The sequence below is a fragment of the Haemophilus sp. SZY H53 genome (assembly GCF_054332375.1).
The window spans coordinates 18,911-43,000 of sequence record NZ_JBTGNV010000004.1; the positions used below are offsets into that span (position 1 = coordinate 18,911).

Below are 24,090 nucleotides of genomic sequence, written 5' to 3' on the forward strand. Positions count from 1 at the left end.
TCTTTTTTCCTTAATTTAAATTATTCCACAATCGCCAAAATATCGTTTTCAGAAATGATTAACACTTCTTCATCATCGATCTTTTCACTTTTTACGCCATAACCATCATTGAAAATGACCGTATCGCCAACTTTTACATCTAAAGGTTGAACGGTACCATTTTCCAAAATACGACCTTTACCCACTGCCAATACTTTCGCACGGGTTGATTTAGTCGCTGCAGAACCGGTTAATACGATACCACCAGCTGAACGGGTTTCGACTTCTTCACGTTTAACGATTACACGATCGTGTAAAGGACGAATATTCATGATTAATTTCCTTCTTAAGAATTGATAAATACTATTCCTATATGAGGAGAGTTTTTTTCATTTCAAGGGTTATATATTAAAAAAATTTAATAAAATACTTTTCCTATTTAACTTTTTTTACGTAAAATTCATCGTACTTTACATAATACAAAAATAAGGAAAAACAGAATGCATTTAACCTCAAGAGAACAAGAAAAATTAATGCTCTTTTTAGCTGGTGAACTTGCAGCAAAACGTAAAGCTCGTGGCGTAAAATTAAACTATCCTGAGGCAATCGCGTACATTGCCAGCCATTTACAAGAAGCGGCAAGAGATGGTATGAGTGTGGCGGAAGTCATGCAATATGGAGCAACCCTACTCACCGTTGAAGATGTGATGGAAGGCGTCGCTGAGATGGTACACGAAGTACAAATTGAAGCAACTTTCCCAGATGGGACGAAACTTGTTACCGTGCATAATCCAATCAGATAACCGTAGGGTGGGCTTTAGCCCACCAAAATAAAAATATCAATGGTGGGCTAAAGCCCACCCTACAAGGAACCAAGATATGATCCCAGGTGAATACCAATTAGCCGAAGGCGATATTCTCGCTAATGCCGGCAGAAAAACAGTGATAATCGAAGTAACCAATTCAGGCGACCGTCCAATCCAAGTCGGTTCCCATTACCATTTTTTTGAGACCAATAATGCCCTTAAATTTGACCGCACTTTAGCGCGCGGAATGCGTTTAAATGTGCCATCTGGCAATGCAATACGTTTTGAACCGGGTGAAGTGAAATCCGTAGAATTAGTCGCATTTGGTGGAAAAGAAACCATTTATGGCTTTCATAATCAAATTGATGGCAAATTATAAGGTAGAGAAAAATGTCATTAACAATTTCAAGAGCACAATATGTCGCAACTTATGGTCCAACCGTCGGCGATAGAGTCCGTTTAGGCGATACCAATTTATGGGCAACCATTGAACAAGATTTATTGACCAAAGGTGATGAATGTAAATTTGGTGGCGGTAAAAGTGTGCGCGACGGCATGGCGCAAAGCGGTACCGCAACTCGTGATAATTCAAATGTATTGGATTTTGTGATTACCAATGTGATGATCATTGATGCTAAATTAGGCATTATCAAAGCCGATATTGGTATTCGCGATGGGCGTATTGTCGGCATCGGTCAAGCAGGCAACCCAGACACCATGGATAACGTCACGCCAAATATGATTATCGGTGCAAGCACGGAAGTACATAATGGCGCACATTTAATTGCGACCGCAGGCGGTATTGATACCCACATTCACTTTATTTGTCCGCAACAAGCGCAACATGCGATTGAAAGCGGAGTTACCACGTTAATTGGTGGCGGAACAGGCCCTGCTGATGGTACACACGCGACCACTTGCACACCGGGTGCATGGTATATGGAACGCATGTTCCAAGCAGCAGAAGCACTGCCTGTAAACGTAGGTTTTTTTGGTAAAGGAAACTGTTCAACTTTAGATCCACTACGTGAGCAAATTGAAGCAGGCGCATTAGGTCTAAAAATCCATGAAGACTGGGGTGCAACGCCAGCTGTGATTGATTCTGCCTTAAAAGTGGCTGATGAAATGGATATTCAAGTGGCAATTCATACCGACACGCTAAATGAAAGTGGCTTCTTAGAAGATACCATGAAAGCGATTGATGGACGTGTGATTCACACCTTCCATACCGAAGGTGCGGGTGGCGGTCATGCGCCTGACATTATTAAAGCTGCGATGTATCCAAACGTATTACCCGCTTCAACCAACCCAACTCGTCCGTTTACCAAAAACACTATTGATGAACATTTAGATATGTTGATGGTTTGCCATCACTTAGATAAACGCGTACCGGAAGACGTAGCTTTTGCCGATAGCCGTATCCGCCCTGAAACCATTGCTGCAGAAGATATTTTGCATGATATGGGCGTGTTCTCGATTATGAGTTCTGACTCTCAAGCGATGGGACGTATTGGCGAGGTAGTGATTCGCACATGGCAAACCGCAGATAAAATGAAAATGCAACGTGGTGAGCTAGGCAATGAAGGAAACGATAACTTCCGTATTAAACGCTACATTGCAAAATACACTATTAACCCGGCAATTGCACATGGTATTGCGGATCATATTGGTTCGTTAGAAGTGGGTAAAATCGCAGATATAGTGTTGTGGAAACCTATGTTCTTTGGGGTAAAACCGGAAGTGGTCATTAAAAAAGGCTTTATTAGCTACGCTAAAATGGGCGATCCAAATGCCTCTATTCCAACACCGCAACCTGTATTCTACCGTCCAATGTATGGTGCACAAGGCTTAGCCACAGCACAAACCGCGGTATTCTTTATTTCACAAGCCGCTGAAAAAGCCGATATTCGTGCAAGATTCGGTTTACACAAAGAAACCATTGCGGTGAAAGGCTGCCGCAACGTAGGTAAAAAAGATCTCGTTCACAACAATGCTACGCCTGAAATCACGGTGGATCCAGAACGCTATGAAGTGCGTGTAGATGGTGAGCTCATTACTTGCGAACCTGTGGATACGGTGCCATTAGGACAACGGTATTTCTTGTTCTAATAAAAATACACACTATTCAATAATAAAGACAGTGCGTGTATAACACGCACTACTTTCGAATTTATAAATATGAAAATCATCAACCCTATTCTGCCTATTATGGATACCGTTTTAGGCGATTTAGCTAGTCTTCAAGCTGAAGGCAAAATTACACATCAAACTATAGAATGTGTAGCATTACATTGGTATGAAAGTGAGCGCAATATTCTGCGTAAAACCACAAATACGGGGCGTGAAGTGGCATTTCGCTTGCTAAAAGAAGGACAACGTTTAAAACACGATGATGTGGTTTTTATCAGTGATGAATTAGTGATTGCGATTGAAATTTTACCGAGTGAAGTCATTCTACTTTCGCCGAAAACCTTGCCTGAAATGGCTCGCGCTTGTTATGAAATTGGCAATAAACATTCACCGCTCTTTTTAGATGGTGATGAAGTCACGTTGCCTTACGATAAGCCTATGTTTGAATGGTTAGACGCGGCAGGGTTTAACCCACAAAAAGCAGAGCGTCGTTTGAGCCAAGCCTTAAGAGCAAATTCTGCACAAGGACACGGGCATTCGCATAGCCATACGCACGATCATCATGGCTATCACCATCATGGAGACGGCAATTGGCACCAACATTAAACCGAAGCCTGACAGATTTAGGCGCATTGTTGCACTTGGTTGACCCCACTTTACCAATCGGCGGCTTTAACCATTCAAACGGTTTAGAAACCTTTGTTCAGCAAGGCGTTGTTTCGACTAAAGCAAGTCTTGAAGAATATGTTCAAACGCAGTTATTGCAGAACTGGATATATAATGATGGATCGTATCTTTCCCTCGCATTTGATGCAATGACTGCCAATGATTTTAACCGTTTGTGTGAATTAGACCATTCGTTATCTGCGACCAAAATTGCGCGAGAAAGCCGCGAAGGCAGTTTCAAGCTCGGCGTGCGGTTATTAAAAATTTTTATCCGCTATGAACAACATCCAATGTTGAGCCAATTTCAGCAAGCGATTCAAAATAAAGCCGTGCAAGGCTATTTCCCGATTGTGTTTGCTATGGTGGCGCAAGCGATGGGGCTCAGCAAAGCGGATACCTTGTATGCGTTCTACTACAATGCAGCAGTCGGCACCATTACCAATGGCGTAAAACTCATTCCCCTTAGTCAAATGGACGGGCAAGATATTTTGTTCGATTTACGAGCATCTCTTGTTCAAGCTGTGGAATTAAGTTTAGAACCCGATTTAGATTGGCTGGGTGCTGCAACGCTTGCGAATGATATACGAGCAATGCAACACGAAGTACTTTATACGCGACTTTATATGTCGTAAGTGCGATCATTTTTTATTGAGATTTTACTATCACAGAGGTGCTTATGGGCTTTTTCTGTGATCATCGAAAACGAAAGGAACATTATGCGTAACTACATTAAAATTGGCGTGGCAGGCCCTGTTGGCGCGGGCAAAACTGCCTTAATTGAAAAACTGACTCGTGAAATGGCGAGTCAATATAGCGTGGCAGTGATTACTAACGATATTTACACCCAAGAAGATGCGGAATTTTTAACTAAAAATAGTTTACTTCCGCCAGAGCGAATTATGGGGGTTGAGACAGGTGGTTGCCCACATACGGCAATTCGTGAGGATGCCTCAATGAATTTAGAAGCGGTTGATGAAATGGTGGCGCGTTTTCCTGATGTGGAAATTGTCTTTATTGAATCCGGTGGTGATAACTTATCGGCAACTTTTAGCCCCGATTTAGCAGATGTGACAATTTTCGTGATTGACGTTGCACAAGGTGAAAAAATCCCGCGTAAAGGTGGACCGGGTATTACTCGTTCTGATTTATTAGTGATTAACAAAACAGACCTTGCACCATTCGTTGGTGCGGATTTAAGCGTCATGGAACATGATGCACGCCGTATGCGTAACGGCCAACCGTTTATCTTTACCAACTTAATGAAGAAAGAAAATTTAGACGGTGTGATTGGCTGGATTGAAAAATATGCATTGTTGAAGAACGTAGAAGAGCCGAAAGCATTAGTGAGATAAAGAGTCCTCCCCTCTCTTTTAAAGAGGGGAGTTTTTTACAAATTGAAAAGATTATGAATAGTACCCTCAAACTTTCAACCAAACTTTCCTCAAACGGCAAAACTCAACTTGATGAATACTTTGCGACGCCACCTTTTAAAGTAATGACATTGTCTGCTTACGCCGATTCTTGGGAAAATGGACTTAGCGCAATGCAAATGTCTTCTTCGCCAGGGTTATTAGCTGGGGATCGAGTTGATATTCAAATAAAACTTGCAAGATCGACCGCTCTTTCTTTAAATACTCAGGCTTTCAGTCGTGTTCAGTCGATGAATGAGGACTATTTTGCTCAACAAAATACGTTCATTCAACTTGAAGAGAAGAGCCGTTTATTTTATTTGCCCCACCCATTGGTATTACATAAGGATTCTGCATTCAAACAAAAAACATTCATCAATATGCAATCTGGGAGTACGCTAATTTATGGTGAAATTGTGGCGATTGGACGAGTAGCAAATGATGAACGTTTTGAGTTTCGCCAATTTTCTTCTCATCTGAAAGTTCAGCTTTTGCAAAATAATGGGCAAACTAAACCGCTTGTATTGGATTGTATTCAATGGCAACCAGCACAAATGAAATTGACCGCATTAAGCCAAATGGAGGATTTTTCACATCAAGGCTCATTGGTTTATCTCAATTTGCAGAAAACACCAACTGAAGTTAAACAAATCGTCCAAACACTTCAACAGCAGGAATGCGAGAAATCACTACTTATTGGCGTTTCTCAATTAAATGAAGGAGGGCTTATTGTTAGAGTACTTGGGCATCGTGCTGAACTCATTCAAAAGCTCTTTGAGAAGATCGGTGAGCAATTAAAATCAGCATAAAATTAATATTGCCAGGTGATCTTCCCCTAAAAAAATTTATGCGAGAAATGAAAATATCTCTTATACGTCTTATTTGAAATGTGATCCATGTCAAATTTATTTTCTATGTAAATTCCTATAATTACCTCAAATTAATTAACAACCAAAAAAGGTGATTAAAATGACTCAATACAGAAAAGAAGTGGATTTATTAGGTGAACGTGATGTGCCAGCAGATGCGTACTGGGGGATTCATACATTAAGAGCGGTAGAAAATTTCAATATTTCTAACGTAACCATTTCTGACGTGCCTGAGTTTGTACGTGGCATGGTAATGGTGAAAAAAGCAACGGCTTTAGCCAATGGCGAATTAGGTGCAATTCCAAGTGATATTGCAAAAGCGATTGTAGCAGCTTGTGATGAAATCCTTACCACTGGGAAATGCTTAGATCAATTCCCATCAGATGTATATCAAGGTGGTGCAGGTACGTCTGTCAATATGAATACCAATGAAGTGGTTGCTAACCTTGCCCTTGAAAAAATTGGTCATAAAAAGGGCGAATATAACGTAATTAACCCAATGGACCACGTTAATGCAAGCCAATCAACCAATGATGCGTATCCTACCGGTTTCCGTATTGCGGTGTATAACAGCATCCTAAAATTGATCGATAAAATTCAATATTTACACGACGGTTTTGATAATAAAGCAAAAGAGTTTGCGAACATCTTAAAAATGGGTCGTACTCAATTGCAAGATGCAGTGCCAATGACTGTTGGTCAAGAATTTAAAGCTTTCGCCGTATTACTTGAAGAAGAAGTGCGTAACTTAAAACGTACCGCTGAGTTACTCCTTGAAGTAAACCTTGGTGCAACGGCAATCGGTACTGGTTTAAATACGCCACAAGGCTATACAGAATTAGTTGTAAAACACCTTGCTGAAGTGACTGGATTAGCTTGCGTACCGGCAGAAAACTTAATCGAAGCAACATCTGACTGTGGTGCTTATGTCATGGTTCATGGTGCATTAAAACGTACTGCTGTGAAACTTTCTAAAGTATGTAATGACTTACGTTTACTCTCTTCTGGTCCACGTGCTGGTATTAAAGAAATTAACTTACCTGAATTACAAGCTGGCTCTTCTATCATGCCGGCAAAAGTCAACCCAGTTGTTCCAGAAGTGGTGAACCAAGTATGCTTTAAAGTAATTGGTAACGATACCACTGTGACCTTCGCATCTGAAGCAGGTCAATTACAATTGAACGTAATGGAACCCGTGATTGGTCAAGCAATGTTCGAATCTATCGATATCTTAACTAATGCTTGTGTGAACTTACGTGATAAATGCGTGGATGGCATCACTGTAAACAAAGAAATTTGTGAAAACTACGTATTTAACTCAATCGGTATCGTGACTTACTTAAATCCATTTATCGGTCACCACAACGGCGACTTAGTGGGTAAAATCTGTGCGCAAACAGGTAAAGGCGTACGTGAAGTTGTGTTAGAAAAAGGTTTATTAACAGAAGAGCAATTAGATGACATTCTTTCTGTAGAAAACTTAATGAATCCAACTTATAAAGCGAAATTAAATAAATAATCTCGCTGAGAGATAAAAAGAGCGGTCAACTTTGATTTGACTGCTCTTTTTCATTTAAAATGGAAACAGTATTGGCACAATAAAAACAGTGACTAACATAACAATTAAAGTAAAAGGTACGCCTATTTTAATAAAGTCAGCAAATTTATAGCCACCAGGTCCAATTACCATAGTATTCACTGGAGAGGAAACTGGCGTCATAAAAGCAGCTGAAGCGGCAATTGCCACAACCATCGCAAATGGTACTGGAGAAACATTAAGCTGTGTAGCAAGAGAAATCGCAATCGGTGCCATCAAAATTGCTGTAGCCGTGTTCGAAATAAACAATCCAACTAATGCACAAAAAATAAAAAGTACAATCAATACGGGATACATTTCCCATCCATCAATAATTTGGGTCAGCCATTTTACGGCCAATTCAACCCCACCTGTTTTTTGAAGTGCAGTCGAAAATGGCATCATTCCAATAATCAAGATGAGGCTTGGCCATTGAATGGAATTGTATGCACTTTTTGCATCAATACATCCAAAATAAGCCAACATTAAACAGGCTATTAATGCTGCAATGACATTTGGAACAACGCCTGAAACCATTAATAATACCATGACCAAAATGGATAGTAAGGCAAACGGTGCTTGGCGCTGAGCAGGCAGTGCGCGTTCCATTTCCTTCGGATAATTCAATACCAGAAAATCTTTCCGACGATCGCGCATTGCTTGAATAAGTCGCCAATCACCGATTACCAAAAGCAAATCGCCTGAACAAAATTTTTCTTTATTAAAGGCATCACTCAGTACTACACCATCCCGTTTAATACCAACGACATTTAAGCCATATTTTGTACGAAATTGTAACTCAGCTGTCGTTTTTCCTATACAAATGGAATCTGGTACAATAATCAATTTAGCCATTCCAATAGAACGTGCTTGCTGATCAAAAGACTGCGATTTAATTTCAGCAGGCTCTAAATGAAATTCTTGGCAAAATAGGGAAAAATTGAAATCAGAGCGTTCCAAATTGACCATAAGAATATCTTTTGCCTTTATCTCTGACGTGCCAAGTGGCATAGTATAGCTTGGACGAAAGTGTTTCCATCGTTCAATCGCTAGCACATTGAGTTGATAGCTAGAACGCAAATGCAATTGATCTAAGGTTTTACCAACGAAAGGTGACATACTTTTCACAACTAAACGCTTGGTGCGATCTTTCAAACCATATTCATCAATTAACTCACTCATGGAACTTTGTTTGGTCTCTTGATTACTATTATCATTACGAACAGAAAGCCATCGACGAATAATGAGCATATAACCTATGCCAAGTACTAATATCAACACGCCAATCGGAGTGAAATCAAAAAACTCAAACCGAAGATGAGTCTCTTTAACTAACTCTGCATTCACGACAAGATTAGGGGCTGTTGCAATTAATGTCATCATCCCGCTGATTAACCCAGCCACACTTAATGGCATCATTAATCGTTTTGGTGAAATGTTCATTTGTCGACAAATCATGATAACAACAGGAATAAACACGGCAACTACGCCCGTTGAACTCATAAATGCCCCCAATCCAGCCACAGAAAGCATTAGCAAAATAAGCACCTTAGCTTCACTATTTCCTGCCACTTTCAAAATACCATCGCTTACATGATAAGCGATCCCTGTTCGGACTAAACTCTCACCCACAATGAAGAGTAAGGCGATTAATATAATATTAGGATCACTAAAGCCTACGAAAATCTCTTGGGTACTCAGAATTCCGCTTAGATAAAGAAAGAGCATCACCAATAATGCCACCACATCCATACGAATTTTATTATGCACGAATAAAATAATAGCAGCCATAAGCAACATTAATGTCAAAAATAATGGACTTACCCAAAGTGCATGATCAAAAATGGTATTCATACTCTATCCTTTAATCTTATAATCTTCTTTCTAATTACTTTTCTATACCTAACGCTTTCTTTACAGGAGAAAAACTACGACGATACTCGGGTAAAGGACCAAGCTCCGCTAATTTTTCTAAATGTAATTTGGTAGGGTAACCTTTATGTTGAGCAAAGGCATATTTAGGATACTTCTTATCTAATTCCTCCATTTCCTGATCTCGTGCGACTTTTGCCAAAATAGAGGCGGCGCTAATTTCAGCCACAAGTGAATCCCCTTTCACTACGGCCTGTGCAGGCAAATCAAGATTAGATGGAATACGATTACCATCCACCAGCACAAAGTGCGGTTGAATTTTTAACGCTTTTACTGCTCGTTCCATGGCTAACATAGAGGCATGCAGAATATTCAACTCATCGATCTCTGCTGACTCTGCTCGTCCCATTGCCCAGGCCAAGGCTTTCTCTTTAATTTCTGCTGCGAGTGCACGGCGTTTTTTCTCGCTAAGCTTTTTAGAATCTGCCAAACCAGTAATTGGATTATTCGGATCTAATATCACTGCAGCTGTTACAACTGCCCCTACTAAAGGGCCGCGTCCAACTTCATCCACTCCGGCAAATAATTGATAACCTTCAGGATAAACAAAATCAGTCATGTTTTTGCTCCAATGAATCAATCACAGCTTGTGCGGCTTGGCTATCCGCATCACATTGAATTAATTTATGTAATTCAGTAAAACGTTGAATTAAAACATGGCGAGATTTGACCGCACTTTCGTCATCGCCCAAATACTGAGAAAGTTGTTCTGCCAATTTTTGCGGTTCGCAATCTTCTTGAATCATTTCTGGCACAAGCATTTCATCCGCTAACAAATTAGGCAATGAAATATATTTTGTTTTGACCAATCGTTTTGCCAAGAAATACGTGAACGGTTTCATTCGATAGCCCACCACCATTGGCGATTTACACAACATCGCCTCAAGCGCCGCAGTCCCCGAAGCAAGCAAAGTTACTTCAGCGGCAATCATCACTTGGCGTGCTTTACCATCAATTAAATGCATATCGAGATCAGGGGCAATCTGAGCCTTTATTTCCTCAAATTGCTGGCGACTTTTTTCATTCACCAAAGGAACTAAAAACTGCAAGTCTGGATATTTTTCTTTTAATAACAAAGCGGTTTTTAGAAATGGTTCAGTCAGAAACTCGACTTCACTACCACGGCTTCCCACTAAAATGGCAAGATAACGTCCTTTTTCATCAATACCTAAGGTTTGGCAAGCTTCTGTTCGATTTGGTTTTAATGGGATGGTATCCGCCATGGTATGCCCAATAAAACGGCAAGGTACATTAAAACGATCATAAAAGGCTTTTTCAAAAGGAAGAAAGGCTAATACTTGATGGGTTGCTTTAGCAATTTTATAAATACGATTTTGACGCCAAGCCCAGACAGATGGACTCACGTAATGAATGGTTTTAATCCCTTTTTCTTTTAATTTCAGTTCAACGGTAAGATTAAAATCTGGTGCATCAATACCAATAAATACATCCGGTTTAATCGCAGAAAGTTGTTCGATGATACTGCGACGAATTTTAAGCAATCGAGGTAAATGTTTAAGCACTTCTACTAAGCCCATCACGGAAAGCTCTTCCATATCAAAAAAGCTTTCAAAACCCTGAGCAATCATTCGCTTACCACCAATCCCGACAAACTTAGCTTGCGGATAGTGGCGTTTAAGCGCTTGGATGAGACCAGCACCAAGAATATCGCCAGAGACCTCACCGGCAACAATCGCAATAGTCGGATTTTCTTTTATCATTAAATTTATCCTAAAAAACGACCGCACTTTGAGCAAATCATAGTGCGGTCTCTTTGTCATTCATCGTTTTCTCTTAACGAGAAAAGAAACATTAATTAACGAATAATGCCACGAGTAGAACGTTTGAAGAACTCCACAAAGAAACTAATTGCAGATTCAGTTTGTGCAATTTGTTCAATTTCTGGCAATACTTCTTCAAGGGTTTTACCGCTACGGTAAATCATTTTATAGACGTTACGAATCGCATGCATGGTTGGTTTATCAAAACCACGACGTTTTAATCCCTCAAGGTTTACACCAAAAGGTTGCGCATGGTTACCTTGTGCCATCACATAAGGCGGCACATCTTGGCTAACCATAGAGCCACCACCTAGCATTACGTGCGCACCGACGATCACAAATTGATGGATCGCAGACATACCACCAACAATCACGAAATCATCCAATTCAACGTGACCTGCAAGGGTTGCATTGTTTGCCAAAATACAGTTATTTTTAATTTGGCAATCATGGGCAACGTGGACATTGATCATCAATAAGTTGTTATTACCAATACGTGTTACACCACCACCTTGGATAGTACCGCGGTGAATTGTCACATGTTCACGAATAAGGTTGCCATTACCAATAATGGTTTTAGTTGCTTCGCCTTTATATTTTAAATCTTGGTTGACTTCACCAATGCTAGCGAATTGATAAATCTGGTTATCTTCGCCAATCACGGTGTCGCCTTTCACGACAATGTGAGAATTTAAAACGGTACGCGCTTTAATCTCAACGCTCCCTTCAATAATACAGAAAGGACCGATAACAACGTCTTCGCCAATAACTGCGCCATCATCAACAAGCGCGGTTGGGTGAATTTTTGCACTTGGGTGGATCATACTTACCCCTTAATTTTCTTTAATTATCGACGAGCACACATTAATTTGGCTTCACAAGCTACTTCACCGTTTACAGTTGCAATACCCGTAAATGCTGTAATACCACGACGTTCTCTAATCACTTGAACGTTCAATTCCATTTGATCTCCAGGTAATACCGGGCGTTTGAAACGCGCTTCATCAATACCTGCGAAATAGAATAATTCGCCACCTTTTAATTCATGGGTTTTAAATGCAAGTAATCCCATTGATTGTGCCAAAGCTTCAAGAATTAACACCCCGGGTAAAATTGGTTCTCCAGGGAAATGACCGGTAAAACAAGGTTCGTTTACGCTGATATTTTTAATTGCTTTTAACCATTCACCTTCTTTGTAGTCTAACACACGATCCACTAATAAAAATGGATAACGATGTGGCAATAAGGTCATAATTTCTTTTGCTTCAATTACTTTACTTGCTTGATTCTCTGACACGTCTAATACCTTTAAAATAAATAATAATAAAACACTGAGATTATACGATATTTCTGTATAAAAATAAAACGCACCCTAGGGTACGTTTTAAAAATCTTAGCCAAGTTTTTTCTCAAGGGCTTTCAGGCGTTTATTCATACCATCAATCCCCAAAGTCAGTGCAGCTGTTTTTCGCCACTCTTTATTGGTTTGTAATGGAATACCCGATGAGTAAACGCCTGGTTCAGTAATTGGACGCATTACCATCCCCATGCCAGTCACGGTTACTTTATCACAGATTTCCATGTGCCCATTGATCACACTTGCTCCGCCAATCAAACAATAACACCCCACTTTTAGACTACCCGCCATAATGACACCGCCAGCGACTGCTGTACCTGTGCCGATATGAACATTATGCGCAATTTGACAAAGGTTATCAATGATGACGTTATCTTCAATGACTGTCGCATCTAAGGCGCCACGGTCAATACAAGTGCAAGCACCGATTTCAACATTATTACCAATGATCACTTGACCAACTTGTGGAATTTTCACCCAGCGGCCACGATCATTTGCATAGCCAAAACCATCACTACCAATCACAGCACCTGATTGAATTAAGCAATTTTGTCCAATTTCTACTTCATGATAAACGCTTACATTTGCCCAAAGCTGTGTACCTGCACCAATTTTGGTGAATTTACCCACAAAACAACCCGCACCAATAATCACGTTATCGCCTAATACAACACCTTCTTCAATAACGGCATTTGCGCCAATTGAGACATTTTCACCAATTGACGCTTTTTCAGAAATAACCGCACTTGGGTGGATATTTTGAGCCGCTTTCGGAGTGGTATCCATATATTGAGCTAATACGGCGTAAGCAACATAAGGATCTTTGACGATAAGTAAGTTACTTTCAGGTGAGCAAAATTCCACATCCGCTTCTGACACCACAAGAATACCTGCTTTAGATTCAGCTAATAAAGGTCGAAATTTTGCATTAGAAATGAATGTAAGCTGATTTGCATCTGCTTTTGAAAGAGCAGCAATACTATTAACGACAACGTCGGCGTTACCGCGAAGAGTACCGCCGACCTTTATTGCTAATTCCTGTAAAGAATAGGATTTTTGCATTATGAGAACCTATTATTTTTTCTCTTCAGTTTTTGCTGGAGCTGCTTTTTCAGTTGCAGGAATAGATTTTAATACTTCTTCAGTAATATCTTTACCATCTACCGCAAACACAACAGAATTAGCATCTAAAACATAAGTATAACCTTTTGTTTTAGCTAAATCATTAGTTGCAACTTGGATACTTTCTAATAATTTAGCACGCTCTTCTGCTTGACGTTTTTCATTTTGCTCTTGGAATTCTGCTACTTTTTTATCTTGCTCTTCCATCAATTTATTTAGCTTAACTTCTTCATCTGAACCAAATTTAGTAATTTCATCTTGGCGTTTTTGAATTTCAGCTTGACGTAAACGAGGTGCATCTTTTTGTAAAGAGGCAATTTTAGCTTCTACTTTTTTACGCGATGCTACGATTTTCTCATCAATTTCTTTTTTGCTTGCTGCAAGTTTATCGGCTTTTGGCTTAAATTCTGCATCTAACTTGTCTGCAACAGCCTGGCGATCCGGATGATTTTGGAATAAGTAGCCAGCATTAATGAATGCAATATTTTCATCTGCAGCGGCAAAACCGGATGCCAACGCAAGACCTACAGATAACGCTGTTACTTTTACTACGTTTTTCATATTTTAATATCCTTAAATGAGTTTAATAAACTTTTCTGTATCAGCTAATATGCTGACACAGAAAAAAATTTTGACTTAAATAATACACTAAAGTTCAACCTTTAAAATGCACCACCAATACTGAATTGGAATTGTTCTACATCATCATTCTCATATTTTTTGATTGGTTTTGCATAAGAGAAAATCAACGGTCCAATCGGAGATTGCCACTGAAAACCGACCCCAGCAGATGCACGGACTCGACCAAACTTACCATAATCGGGTAAGTTTGTAAGAAGGGCTGATGGAAGCCCTTCCCTATCAGATTTCCATTTTGTATTCCATACACTTGCTGCATCAACAAATAATGAAGTTCTCACATTATTCTGATTTTTATCTGACACAAAAGGAGTTGGAATAATTAACTCGACACTCGCCGTAGTCATCGCATTACCACCAATTACATCAGTACTTGAAACCCAACCTTGGTTACCATAACTATCTTTTTGCCAATATATCGCATTTGGGCCAACTGCTCCATATGAAAAACCTCGTAGTGATCCAATTCCACCGGCACTATACAACTGGTAAAAAGGTACTCGCTTATTACTCAAACCATTAGCATAAGCCGCACTTGCTTTACCTGATAATACCCAAAGGTGCTGACGATCTAATGGATAATATCCTTGAATATCTGCACTTAACTTGTAATACTTATTATCCGAACCAGGAACGGTAATGCGTCCACCAATACTTGCCTTCACCCCTTTAGTTGGTAAATAGCCCCGATTTAAGCTGTTATAATTCCACCCGAATGAAACATCAAAATCGTTGGTTTTAATTGAGTTACCATCTAAATTCATAGACTTCATATATAGGTTACGATTGTATTCAGTAGCAAAATTACTGATCTTATTATAGGCGTAACCTAATCCCAAATAATATGAGTTGTTCTCATTAACTGGGAATCCTAATGTGACATTACCACCGTAAGTTGTACGTTTATAGGTTGATGAAGTATCACTTTTCGAGTTATCATAAGTTTCATAGAATACGTTTCCACCTAAACTTACCCCATCTTTAGTAAAGTATGGTTCTGTATAACCCAAGTTTACACTTGTACCATAGTCATTACGTGTACCAGCTAAACTTACCGCAGCACCAGTTCCCAAGAAGTTATCTTGTTTCACACTTGCTTGATAGCTGATACCACTCTCTGTACCATAACCGATACCAAAGTTAATACTACCAGTATTACGTTCTCTTACTTTATATACGACATCTACTTCATCGTTAGAACCAGGAATGGGTTCAATACGATTTTCTACGCTCTCAAAGAAACCTGTTCTATCTAAACGTACTTTACCTAACTCAACTAATTGTGAGTTATACCAACTCCCTTCTTGCTGACGCATTTCTTGACGCAATGTGCTATCTGCAGAAACCGTATTACCTTCAAAACGAACTTGACGTACAGATAAACGACGTCCTGCATCAACGACAAAGGTTAATGCTAATGTTTTATTTGCATCATCAAAAGTTGGTACAGTATTCACTGTTGCACTACCGTAACCACGTTCACCTAATTTATCTTTAATTAAGCTTTCTACATTTTGCACATCCGCACGACTGAATGTATCGTTTAAGTGAAGTTGACCTAATAATGGTTGTAATTCATCAGCCATACCACCTAAGTTACCGACAATACGAGCAGAACTTAAATTGTATTTTTCACCTTCACTTACATCAATAGTCACATCTGCTTTTGTATGTTCTTCATTTAATTGAACATCTGTTTTTGTCACTCTGGCTTTGGCATAACCATTATTTTGGTAGTAGTCTTGGATAGCTTGAATATCTTTATCAAACTGAGAACCATCAAACTTATTACCCCAAAGCTTCCACCAAGCATCTGGTTGGAGCTCCATTTGCTCCTGTAACTTACTACTTGAAATGGCCTCATTTCCATTAAAAGTAACAGAGTGAAGTTTTGCTGTATCATCCTCATCAATTTGAAGGGTAATTTCTGCACGGTTATTTGGCAAAGTTGTCACAATAGGTTCAACTTTCGCATTATAACGACCTACACTCTTATAATGTTCTCTTAAGGTTTTCGCAAACTCTTCTAATTTTGCTCGATTTAGTACATCACCACTTTTAAAACCATTCGCATCAAGATTTTGTTTTAACGCTTCAGTTGGAACAACTGAATTACCTTTAATATGTACTTCAGAAATAATAGGCTTAGCAATAACGCTTACAACTAAATCATCACCATCTTGGAAAGCTTTAACATCATCAAACTGCCCACTGATGAACAATGAACGTACAATATTAGCCACATCTTGATCCGTTACACGCTGACCGCTACGAACGGGAAGACTTGCTAAAATTTGCTGTTCTAAGTCTCCTTGAACGCCATCAATACGAATGTCTTTCGCTACAAATGGTGTCGCAAATACACTCGTTGTAGTACCGAATAATAAACTTGCGATTAGAAGTTTTTTCATCGACTTTATCCTATAAAAATAATAGTTATAAACGTAAGAAATCATTAAAAAGCACAACCATTGTTTGAATTAACAAGAGTATCAGCCCTATACGATAACTTAAATTTTGTACCCGTTCTGAAACAGGTTTTCCTTTGATAGCTTCCGCCGCCAAAAATACGAGATGTCCACCATCTAAAACTGGCAACGGAAATAAATTCATTATGCCTAAATTCACACTAATCAACGCAAGAAAACTTAAGAAATAAATCACACCTGCGTTAGAAGATGCGCCTGCACCTTGTGCAATTGAAATTGGCCCCGCCAAACTGGAAAATGAAAGCTCTCCACTAAATAATTTCCCGATTGCCTTCACAATAAACCAAGAAATTTGACCTGTCTTTTCTATGCCTTTCTTTAAGGCATCAAGAATACCATATTTTAGTTCAGTTCGATACTGTTCGCCAACTTTTAAGAACGTCGGACTTACCCCTACAAACCATTTACCATCTTGATTTTTTTCTGGTCGCAAGGTTTTGGCAAAAATTTCTTGATTACGTTCAACCTTAATTGTGAACGACTGACCTTGTTGTACCAGTGCGACAAAAGCTTTCCAATCAAGTGCGGTCGAATTTTCTGCTAAAATTTTATCGCCAATCAATAAGCCCGCTTTTTCTGCTGGAGAGTTTTCCACCACTTTTGATAATGTCATCTCCACTTTACTTGAAACGGGATTAATCCCTAATGTTTCAAATGCTGTTTCTTTATCTGGTTCAAATGTCCAATTTTGCAGATTAATGGTTCGTTGATAAGGTTGGTCTTCACCAAAAGGCGTTAATGTGAGTCCAACCGAATCAGAACCTAACTTATCAGTGAGCAATAAATTAATGGTTTCCCAATCGGGGGTATTCTTCCCATCAATGGCCAAAATCTGGCTATTCGGTTCAATTTGAGCCATCGCCGCCGGAGAATTTAGCGTGATATTTTCAATGACCGGTTTAACACTCGGAATCCCAACGGAATAAATTACCCAATATGCCAAAATTGCAAAAATAAAATTAGCAAGGGGGCCTGCAGCAATCACAAAAGCACGTTGCGCAACAGATTTACTTTCAAATGCCTGCGATTTTAATTCTGCGGGAACTGCTTCATTTCGCCCGTCAAGCATTTTTACATAACCGCCAAGCGGAATGGCTGAAATCGCAAACTCTGTGCCCAATTTATCTGTACGTTGCCAAATTACTTTACCAAAGCCAATGGAAAAACGATGAACTTTAATACCGCACTTTCTTGCGGCCCAAAAGTGACCGTATTCATGTACAGCAACCAGTACGGCAATTGCAACAATAAATGAGCCAAGCGACCACAAAAACGACATGTTCGATCCTATAACACAAAGAAATAGAAGTAGGTGAAGAATGGCACTGCTGCCGTTAAGCTATCAATTCGATCTAAAATACCGCCATGGCCTGGAATTAATTGACTACTGTCTTTAATGCCTGATTCACGTTTAAACATACTTTCGGCTAAGTCACCCAATACAGAAATAGCCACTGTTGCCACAGAAAGCACAATAAAACCACTCATTGCACGACTACCTAATAAGGTTTCACCTGAGAAATGGATAAACACAAATGCCAATACCGCTGCGGTGATCATGCCACCAAATACGCCTTGCCATGTTTTTCCCGGTGATACTTTAGGTGCAAGTTTGTGCTTACCAAAAGCTCGTCCCGCGAAATAGGCACCAGAGTCCGCTGCCCATACCAGTACAAACACATAAAGCAATAAGAATAAACCATGATGAGGATCAGCAGTATAATTATCTAAACGTAAACGTAAGACGGCGGCAACAAAAGGAATCAACGTAGAAAACGCAAACAACACTTGTAAAGGGATATTTTTGCCCCAAAACTTCGCAGAGCTTGGATAAGTCATCACTAACACTAATGCCAGTGCCCACCAACCGACAGAATTTAGCAATAAAAGCGGCAAGTAGTTTTCAAACACTCGACCTGCATCTAAATAACTACCCTCGTTATAAAGCCAGAGAAAGATAAATGCGCCTAAAAATGCCGCAATACAAAGGCGTACTAAAGGATTTTTAAAACGAGCAAATTGGGCCCACTCCCAAATACCAAGCGTCGCCACAAAGCCTAAGGCTAGGGCAAAATAAAATGGGGTAAATAAGAACAAGGCACATAATACCAAAGCAATCAACACAATGGCTGATAATACACGTTCTTTAAGCATAAGTTCTCCGCTTATTCTGTCGCGCCAAAACGGCGATGACGTTGTTGATAGCAGGCAATTGCCTGATTAAAATCTTTTTCATTAAAATCCGGCCAAAGCACATCTAAAAAACACAATTCCGCATACGCAATTTGCCAAAGCAAGAAATTGCTAATACGTTGTTCACCGCTCGTCCGAATTAATAAATCGACCGGCGGCTCATCTTGTGTGACTAAATGTTGCTGGAAAAGTGATTCATTAATATCACTCACCGAAATCTCATTATTTTTTACTTTTTCAGCTAATTGTTGAGTCGCTTGAACAATATCCCAACAACCACCGTAATTAGCTGCAATATTTAAAGTCAGTGCGGTATTATTTTCCGTTAACTTTTCTGCTTTTGCGATCTTCTCTTGCAATTTTTCACTAAAACGAGAAACATCACCGATAATCTTTAAACGAATATTATTTTTGTGTAATTTTTTGACTTCTCGATCAAGCGCTTGCATAAAGAGCGTCATTAAAGCGCTCACTTCTTGCTCAGGACGATTCCAGTTTTCGCTGCTAAACGCATATAATGTCAAAAATTTAACACCCGTTTGTCGTGCATAGCTCACCGCACGGCGCACGGCTGCCACCCCATTTGTATGGCCAAAAATACGCAGCTTATTTTGTTGCTTCGCCCAACGCCCATTACCATCCATTATGATGGCAACGTGTTCGGGAATATTATTGTTATCAAGTTCTTTCATTCTAAAATATTCGGATTTATAACCGCACTTTGACGCATTCTACATTAACGTTTTAATCAGCAAAGCGGCTAATTCACGTGCTTGCTTATCTACGGCTAAGACATCATCAATGCTTGAAATAATAGAAGCTGGCATTTGCTCAACCGCTGCTTGGTTAATTTTCGCAATATCCGTAAATTTAATATATCCATCCAAAAAGGCTTGTACTGCAATTTCGTTTGCTGCATTCATTGCGGTTGTCGCATACTGCCCTTCTGCAAACGCATCGATCGCTAATTTTAAATTTGGATAACGATTAAAATCAGGTTCGATAAATGTCAATTCTTTGATTTTAAAGAAGTCTAATGGTTCCACACCACTTACGGTACGATTTGGATAAGCCATGGTTTCCGCAATGGGCGTACGCATATCCGGGTTACCCATTTGAGCAATGACAGATCCATCAACATAACGCACCATTGAATGAATAATAGATTGAGGATGAATAATTACTTCCATTTCATCAGCCGATGCATTGAAGAGCCAGCGGGCTTCAATGTATTCCAAACCTTTATTCATCATCGTGGCAGAATCCACGGAGATTTTTTTACCCATTGACCAGTTTGGATGAGCGACGGCTTGTTCTGGAGTAATATGTTCAAACTCGTTTAATGGCGTATAATGGAAAGGGCCACCAGAACCGGTTAAGATAATTTTACTGACCCCTAATTCTTTCAAAGGACAGAAGCCAACTTTTTCTTGGGCTTCAGGCGGTAAAGATTGAAAAATCGCGTTATGTTCGCTATCAACAGGCAATAATTTTGCTTTTGACTGCTTCACTGCATCAATAAAGATCTGGCCACAAGTCACCAATGATTCTTTATTTGCAAGCAAGACTTTCTTACTCGCTTTTACTGCCGAAAGAGTTGGTAGTAATCCTGCAGCCCCAACAATGGCGGCCATAACTTGATCTGCGTCTGGATGTGCAGCCAACTCACAAATCGCTTTCTGTCCGGCTAAGACTTCCGTTTTAATGTGATGTGAAGCTAATTTTTCTCGCAATACTTTTGCTGCATGTTCATCGTCTAATGCAGCAAAGTGCGGTTGAAATTTCACGCATTGTTCAAACATAGTCTCAACATTTTTGCCTCCCACTAACGCAAAGGTATGGTATTTGTCAGGATTATGTTCGATAACTGAAAGGGTGCTATGACCAATAGAACCGGTTGATCCTAAAATAACAAGATTTTGTTTTTGCATAAATTTTCGACCGCACTTTGTGCTTTTATTTTTTTATCAGAATAGAACAAGGGCAGACACTTGGCCTGCCCCAAAACATGGTTCGACAATTAGAAATCCATTAATTCTTTTTCTTTATCTGCTAAGATCTCATCCACTTTTTTGATATAGCTATCAGTCACTTTTTGAATGATTTCTTCCGCTTTGTGTTGATCATTTTCGCTGATTTCTTTGTCTTTTAATAATGCTTTGATTTTATCATTTGCATCACGGCGCACGTTACGAATCGCGACTTTACCTTGTTCACCTTCGCCTTTTACGATTTTGATTAAATCACGACGACGTTCTTCAGTTAATGGAGGAAGAGGTACGCGAATTGTTGTACCCGCTGAAGATGGATTTAAACCTAAATCAGACGTTAAAATCGCTTTTTCTACTGCACTGATTAAAGAACGGTCAAATACTGTTACCGCTAAAGTACGCGCATCTTCTGCAACAACGTTAGCTAATTGACGAAGTGGGGTCGCTGCACCATAGTATTCCACTTGGATCGCGTCTAATAAGCTAGGTTGAGCACGACCTGTACGGATTTTTGCAATATGTCCACGCAACGCTTCGAGGCTTTTTTCCATACGAGCTTCAGCATCTTGTTTGATTTCATTAATCATTCATCTGTCCTTTTCAATAAATAAAGATAAAACACAGTGATTTTACTGGATTTTTAGGGAGTTTTGAATAAATTTATTCATAAAAAAGGCGAGATTGTCTCTCGCCATTTTATTCTTTAAAAAATTAACTAATCGTTGTGCCTTCTTCTGTACCAAGTACCACTTTACGTAACGCACCTGGTTTGCACATATTAAATACACGAATTGGCATACCGTGGTCACGCGCAAGTGTGAATGCTGCTAAATCCATTACTTTTAATTCTTTATCAATCACTTCTGCATAAGATAATTTATGGTATAGCTTCGCATTAGGATTTTTTGCTGGATCGCAATCATACACACCATCAACTTTAGTCGCTTTTAAAACGATATCCGCTTCAATTTCGATACCGCGTAAGCATGCCGCAGAATCTGTAGTAAAGAACGGGCTACCTGTACCGGCTGAGAAAATAACTACACGTTTTTCACGTAACATTTTAATCGCTTCAGACCAATTATAGGTATCGCAGATACCATTTAATTGGAAAGCAGACATTAATTTTGCATTCACATCTGCACGGTGAAGCGCATCACGCATCGCCAAACCATTCATCACAGTTGCAAGCATCCCCATATGGTCGCCTACTACGCGATTCATGCCGGCTTTAGCTAATTTTGCGCCACGGAATAAGTTACCACCGCCGAGCACAACACCAACTTCCACGCCCATTTCAATTAATTCTTTAATCTCTAACGCCATACGATCAAGAATCGAAGGATCGATACCGAATCCCTCATCCCCTTGTAATGCTTCACCACTTAATTTCAATAAAATACGTTTGTAAATTGGTTGGCTCATTTGTCTTTTCCTTTGTCGGTTACAAAATTTGGCTTATTCTAGCAAAAGAGAGAAAAAGTTAAAAATGGAAATTGGTCAGAAAAGTGCGATAAAATATCGCTGTTTTGATTTTATAGGTAAACTTTATGAAGATTTCAAAAACCTCACAAATTTTAACCGCACTTTTTTCTTTGGCTTGCGCCATTGCTGCCGGTTATTTGATTTTACGAGGTTCAGGGATGTTTCCTGAGCCATCTATTAGTCTGATTTTACTCACGGCTATTTTCATTATTTTATTAAGTAGTAGCCGAAAATCTTTCTATTTTATTTTATTCCCCTTAGTTTGCTTACACGCAATTTATACGCCGACAGGCTTAAATTTTGGTGCGCCAAGCTACCAATATATCGCTTCGGTTCTTGCAACAGATATGTTAGAGACCAAAGAGTTTCTCATGCAAATCCCCGTGAGTAGCTATTTAGCGGCATTGGCTATTCCACTATTAGTCTTTTTACATTACAAAAGTGCGGTCAAATTTGGCGTGAAATTTTATCGCAATAAAACATTTATCGCTTTGGCTACCTTGTTAATTGGTTATAACTTACCAATTGCTGCGCCATTAAAAGAAACCATTGATTCCACTGTTAAAATCGTTGATGAATGGCAAAAATTGAAAAAAATGTCACAGGAAAGCAACTGGGGACAATCCACATTAGAAAATTCGAAATACCAAGATTATGTGATTATTTTGGGTGAAAGTGCGAGAAAAGATTACTTGCATGCGTATGGATACCCCGTAAATGACACACCATTTATGTCATCAGTAACTGGTACACTGATTGATGGGATGACATCTGCCGGAACCAACACTGTCGCCTCATTGCGCTTAATGTTAACGTTATCTGATAAAGAAAAATGGGAACCAAACTATGATTTAAGCTTAGTGGATCTCATTAAGTCTGCAGGTCTGAAAACCTACTGGCTGTCTAATCAAGGTTTCTTAGGTGAATATGACACGCCAGTCGCCTCGCTTGCATCAAAATCTGATGAAACCATTTTCTTGAAAAAAGGTGGGAGCTTTAATTCAACAAACTACAGCGATTTTGATCTAATCCCTAAATTTGCCCAAGTTTTAGAAGATCCAACCCAAGGTAAACGCTTTATTGTATTACACATTTATGGCTCACATCCGCTTGCTTGCGATCGCGTTGAAGATTACCCGAAAATTTTCAATGACAATGACATCGAAAAAAAGAATGAATACTTAAATTGCTATATTACATCCATTAAGAAAACCGATGATTTTATTAAGAAAGTGTATGAAACCCTCAAAGAAAACGAGCAAAAAACACACCGCACTTTCTCGATGATTTATTTTTCAGATCATGGTTTATGTCATCAGGAAGATGATAAACATGGCGTCACCTTGTTTAACCAAAACTGTCACAGCCAATTACATCATAATATTCCGCTCTTTAAAATTTCATCTGATGATACCGAGCGTAAGGAATACAAAACCTTTAAATCTGGTTTAAATTTCTTGGAAGGTATTGCTCATTGGATAGGGATTAAAAATCCGAAGCTCACTTTAGAGGAAGATTTATTCTCTGAACAAGCTGACAAAGACGATTATGGACTGAAAAAACTGATTGAAGAAAAATATCGTAAAGATGCAGACCCTGCCATCGATATTCGTCCAAAGAAATAAAGCATCTCAAATTTAAGATAACAAAAAAGCCGATATTGAAT

The 24,090-nt window shown here is 39.3% G+C and carries 24 protein-coding genes; 9 read left to right on the forward strand and 15 right to left on the reverse strand.

Features of this window, described 5'->3' with window-relative positions:
* Window positions 1-20: 20 nt before the first annotated feature.
* Window positions 21-311 carry a co-chaperone GroES gene (locus ACXVWB_RS04815; protein ID WP_126470663.1) on the reverse strand — a complete coding sequence of 97 codons (291 nt, stop codon included), beginning with the start codon at window positions 309-311 and terminating at the stop codon, window positions 21-23.
* A 168-nt stretch (window positions 312-479) separates the two neighbouring features.
* Here ACXVWB_RS04815 and ureA point away from each other — a divergent pair, with 168 nt between their 5' ends.
* From ureA to aspA, 8 genes are all read left to right on the forward strand, one after another.
* The gene (gene ureA / locus ACXVWB_RS04820) at window positions 480-782 is read left to right on the forward strand and encodes an urease subunit gamma (RefSeq protein ID WP_049356356.1); all 303 of its coding nucleotides are present in this window, start codon (window positions 480-482) and stop codon (window positions 780-782) included.
* A 76-nt stretch (window positions 783-858) separates the two neighbouring features.
* Window positions 859-1,164, forward strand: a complete 306-nt coding sequence (gene ureB / locus ACXVWB_RS04825) for an urease subunit beta (protein WP_289901529.1) — start codon at window positions 859-861, stop codon at window positions 1,162-1,164.
* An 11-nt stretch (window positions 1,165-1,175) separates the two neighbouring features.
* Window positions 1,176-2,894: an urease subunit alpha gene (gene ureC, locus ACXVWB_RS04830; RefSeq protein ID WP_289901530.1), complete on the forward strand. Its 1,719-nt coding sequence runs from the start codon at window positions 1,176-1,178 to the stop codon at window positions 2,892-2,894.
* Between the two features lie 69 nt (window positions 2,895-2,963).
* Window positions 2,964-3,521 (forward strand): urease accessory protein UreE, encoded by a 558-nt coding sequence (gene ureE, locus ACXVWB_RS04835; RefSeq protein WP_126470655.1) that lies wholly within the window; start codon window positions 2,964-2,966, stop codon window positions 3,519-3,521.
* Window positions 3,506-4,213 (forward strand): urease accessory protein UreF, encoded by a 708-nt coding sequence (locus ACXVWB_RS04840; RefSeq protein WP_289901531.1) that lies wholly within the window; start codon window positions 3,506-3,508, stop codon window positions 4,211-4,213. Before ureE ends, ACXVWB_RS04840 begins: the two co-directional genes overlap by 16 nt.
* 84 nt (window positions 4,214-4,297) lie before the next feature.
* Complete coding sequence (gene ureG, locus ACXVWB_RS04845; protein WP_126470651.1) at window positions 4,298-4,933, forward strand: urease accessory protein UreG; 636 nt, start codon at window positions 4,298-4,300, stop codon at window positions 4,931-4,933.
* Between the two features lie 53 nt (window positions 4,934-4,986).
* The gene (locus tag ACXVWB_RS04850) at window positions 4,987-5,799 is read left to right on the forward strand and encodes an urease accessory protein UreD (RefSeq protein WP_297568806.1); all 813 of its coding nucleotides are present in this window, start codon (window positions 4,987-4,989) and stop codon (window positions 5,797-5,799) included.
* 160 nt (window positions 5,800-5,959) lie between these two features.
* A complete protein-coding gene (gene aspA, locus ACXVWB_RS04855) occupies window positions 5,960-7,378 on the forward strand; it encodes an aspartate ammonia-lyase (RefSeq protein ID WP_049356345.1) in 1,419 nt (472 codons plus the stop codon).
* A gap of 54 nt (window positions 7,379-7,432) precedes the next feature.
* On the opposite strand, the gene ACXVWB_RS04860 is transcribed toward aspA, so the two are convergent.
* From ACXVWB_RS04860 to pyrH, 14 genes are all read right to left on the reverse strand, one after another.
* On the reverse strand, window positions 7,433-9,289 hold the full coding sequence (locus ACXVWB_RS04860) for an SLC13 family permease (protein WP_458485227.1): 1,857 nt from the start codon (window positions 9,287-9,289) through the stop codon (window positions 7,433-7,435).
* Between the two features lie 34 nt (window positions 9,290-9,323).
* A complete protein-coding gene (gene rnhB, locus ACXVWB_RS04865) occupies window positions 9,324-9,926 on the reverse strand; it encodes a ribonuclease HII (RefSeq protein WP_289901534.1) in 603 nt (200 codons plus the stop codon).
* Window positions 9,919-11,088: a lipid-A-disaccharide synthase gene (gene lpxB, locus ACXVWB_RS04870; protein WP_289901535.1), complete on the reverse strand. Its 1,170-nt coding sequence runs from the start codon at window positions 11,086-11,088 to the stop codon at window positions 9,919-9,921. Before lpxB ends, rnhB begins: the two co-directional genes overlap by 8 nt.
* Window positions 11,089-11,183: 95 nt before the next feature.
* Complete coding sequence (gene lpxA / locus ACXVWB_RS04875) at window positions 11,184-11,972, reverse strand: acyl-ACP--UDP-N-acetylglucosamine O-acyltransferase (RefSeq protein WP_128787711.1); 789 nt, start codon at window positions 11,970-11,972, stop codon at window positions 11,184-11,186.
* A gap of 23 nt (window positions 11,973-11,995) precedes the next feature.
* On the reverse strand, window positions 11,996-12,445 hold the full coding sequence (gene fabZ / locus ACXVWB_RS04880; RefSeq protein ID WP_128787712.1) for a 3-hydroxyacyl-ACP dehydratase FabZ: 450 nt from the start codon (window positions 12,443-12,445) through the stop codon (window positions 11,996-11,998).
* Between the two features lie 96 nt (window positions 12,446-12,541).
* On the reverse strand, window positions 12,542-13,567 hold the full coding sequence (gene lpxD, locus ACXVWB_RS04885) for a UDP-3-O-(3-hydroxymyristoyl)glucosamine N-acyltransferase (RefSeq protein ID WP_297568815.1): 1,026 nt from the start codon (window positions 13,565-13,567) through the stop codon (window positions 12,542-12,544).
* 12 nt (window positions 13,568-13,579) lie between these two features.
* On the reverse strand, window positions 13,580-14,188 hold the full coding sequence (locus tag ACXVWB_RS04890; protein WP_297568817.1) for an OmpH/Skp family outer membrane protein: 609 nt from the start codon (window positions 14,186-14,188) through the stop codon (window positions 13,580-13,582).
* 101 nt (window positions 14,189-14,289) lie between these two features.
* Window positions 14,290-16,677: an outer membrane protein assembly factor BamA gene (bamA, locus tag ACXVWB_RS04895; RefSeq protein ID WP_297568819.1), complete on the reverse strand. Its 2,388-nt coding sequence runs from the start codon at window positions 16,675-16,677 to the stop codon at window positions 14,290-14,292.
* A 25-nt stretch (window positions 16,678-16,702) separates the two neighbouring features.
* Window positions 16,703-18,034 carry a sigma E protease regulator RseP gene (gene rseP / locus ACXVWB_RS04900; RefSeq protein WP_128787714.1) on the reverse strand — a complete coding sequence of 444 codons (1,332 nt, stop codon included), beginning with the start codon at window positions 18,032-18,034 and terminating at the stop codon, window positions 16,703-16,705.
* 8 nt (window positions 18,035-18,042) lie between these two features.
* Entirely contained in the window at window positions 18,043-18,909 is an 867-nt protein-coding gene (locus ACXVWB_RS04905; protein ID WP_128787715.1) for a phosphatidate cytidylyltransferase, read from the reverse strand.
* Window positions 18,910-18,920: 11 nt separating this feature from the next.
* Window positions 18,921-19,640, reverse strand: coding sequence for a polyprenyl diphosphate synthase (gene uppS / locus ACXVWB_RS04910; protein ID WP_128787716.1), 720 nt, complete (start codon window positions 19,638-19,640; stop codon window positions 18,921-18,923).
* A 39-nt stretch (window positions 19,641-19,679) separates the two neighbouring features.
* Entirely contained in the window at window positions 19,680-20,879 is a 1,200-nt protein-coding gene (gene ispC / locus ACXVWB_RS04915) for a 1-deoxy-D-xylulose-5-phosphate reductoisomerase (RefSeq protein ID WP_289901539.1), read from the reverse strand.
* Between the two features lie 89 nt (window positions 20,880-20,968).
* Window positions 20,969-21,526: a ribosome recycling factor gene (gene frr, locus ACXVWB_RS04920; protein WP_049356323.1), complete on the reverse strand. Its 558-nt coding sequence runs from the start codon at window positions 21,524-21,526 to the stop codon at window positions 20,969-20,971.
* A 124-nt stretch (window positions 21,527-21,650) separates the two neighbouring features.
* Window positions 21,651-22,364: a UMP kinase gene (gene pyrH / locus ACXVWB_RS04925; RefSeq protein WP_005696785.1), complete on the reverse strand. Its 714-nt coding sequence runs from the start codon at window positions 22,362-22,364 to the stop codon at window positions 21,651-21,653.
* Window positions 22,365-22,489: 125 nt separating this feature from the next.
* Here pyrH and ACXVWB_RS04930 point away from each other — a divergent pair, with 125 nt between their 5' ends.
* Complete coding sequence (locus tag ACXVWB_RS04930; RefSeq protein WP_289901540.1) at window positions 22,490-24,049, forward strand: phosphoethanolamine transferase; 1,560 nt, start codon at window positions 22,490-22,492, stop codon at window positions 24,047-24,049.
* The last annotated feature ends 41 nt before the right edge of the window (window positions 24,050-24,090 follow it).

Coding starts and splice junctions, on each gene's coding strand:
- ACXVWB_RS04815 (WP_126470663.1), bottom strand. CDS start 311: ATGAATATTCGTCCTTTACACGATCGTGTAATCGTTAAACGTGAAGAA.
- ureA (WP_049356356.1), top strand. CDS start 480: ATGCATTTAACCTCAAGAGAACAAGAAAAATTAATGCTCTTTTTAGCT.
- ureB (WP_289901529.1), top strand. CDS start 859: ATGATCCCAGGTGAATACCAATTAGCCGAAGGCGATATTCTCGCTAAT.
- ureC (WP_289901530.1), top strand. CDS start 1,176: ATGTCATTAACAATTTCAAGAGCACAATATGTCGCAACTTATGGTCCA.
- ureE (WP_126470655.1), top strand. CDS start 2,964: ATGAAAATCATCAACCCTATTCTGCCTATTATGGATACCGTTTTAGGC.
- ureG (WP_126470651.1), top strand. CDS start 4,298: ATGCGTAACTACATTAAAATTGGCGTGGCAGGCCCTGTTGGCGCGGGC.
- ACXVWB_RS04850 (WP_297568806.1), top strand. CDS start 4,987: ATGAATAGTACCCTCAAACTTTCAACCAAACTTTCCTCAAACGGCAAA.
- aspA (WP_049356345.1), top strand. CDS start 5,960: ATGACTCAATACAGAAAAGAAGTGGATTTATTAGGTGAACGTGATGTG.
- ACXVWB_RS04860 (WP_458485227.1), bottom strand. CDS start 9,289: ATGAATACCATTTTTGATCATGCACTTTGGGTAAGTCCATTATTTTTG.
- rnhB (WP_289901534.1), bottom strand. CDS start 9,926: ATGACTGATTTTGTTTATCCTGAAGGTTATCAATTATTTGCCGGAGTG.
- lpxB (WP_289901535.1), bottom strand. CDS start 11,088: ATGATAAAAGAAAATCCGACTATTGCGATTGTTGCCGGTGAGGTCTCT.
- lpxA (WP_128787711.1), bottom strand. CDS start 11,972: ATGATCCACCCAAGTGCAAAAATTCACCCAACCGCGCTTGTTGATGAT.
- lpxD (WP_297568815.1), bottom strand. CDS start 13,567: ATGCAAAAATCCTATTCTTTACAGGAATTAGCAATAAAGGTCGGCGGT.
- ACXVWB_RS04890 (WP_297568817.1), bottom strand. CDS start 14,188: ATGAAAAACGTAGTAAAAGTAACAGCGTTATCTGTAGGTCTTGCGTTG.
- bamA (WP_297568819.1), bottom strand. CDS start 16,677: ATGAAAAAACTTCTAATCGCAAGTTTATTATTCGGTACTACAACGAGT.
- rseP (WP_128787714.1), bottom strand. CDS start 18,034: ATGTCGTTTTTGTGGTCGCTTGGCTCATTTATTGTTGCAATTGCCGTA.
- ACXVWB_RS04905 (WP_128787715.1), bottom strand. CDS start 18,909: ATGCTTAAAGAACGTGTATTATCAGCCATTGTGTTGATTGCTTTGGTA.
- uppS (WP_128787716.1), bottom strand. CDS start 19,640: ATGAAAGAACTTGATAACAATAATATTCCCGAACACGTTGCCATCATA.
- ispC (WP_289901539.1), bottom strand. CDS start 20,879: ATGCAAAAACAAAATCTTGTTATTTTAGGATCAACCGGTTCTATTGGT.
- frr (WP_049356323.1), bottom strand. CDS start 21,526: ATGATTAATGAAATCAAACAAGATGCTGAAGCTCGTATGGAAAAAAGC.
- pyrH (WP_005696785.1), bottom strand. CDS start 22,364: ATGAGCCAACCAATTTACAAACGTATTTTATTGAAATTAAGTGGTGAA.
- ACXVWB_RS04930 (WP_289901540.1), top strand. CDS start 22,490: ATGAAGATTTCAAAAACCTCACAAATTTTAACCGCACTTTTTTCTTTG.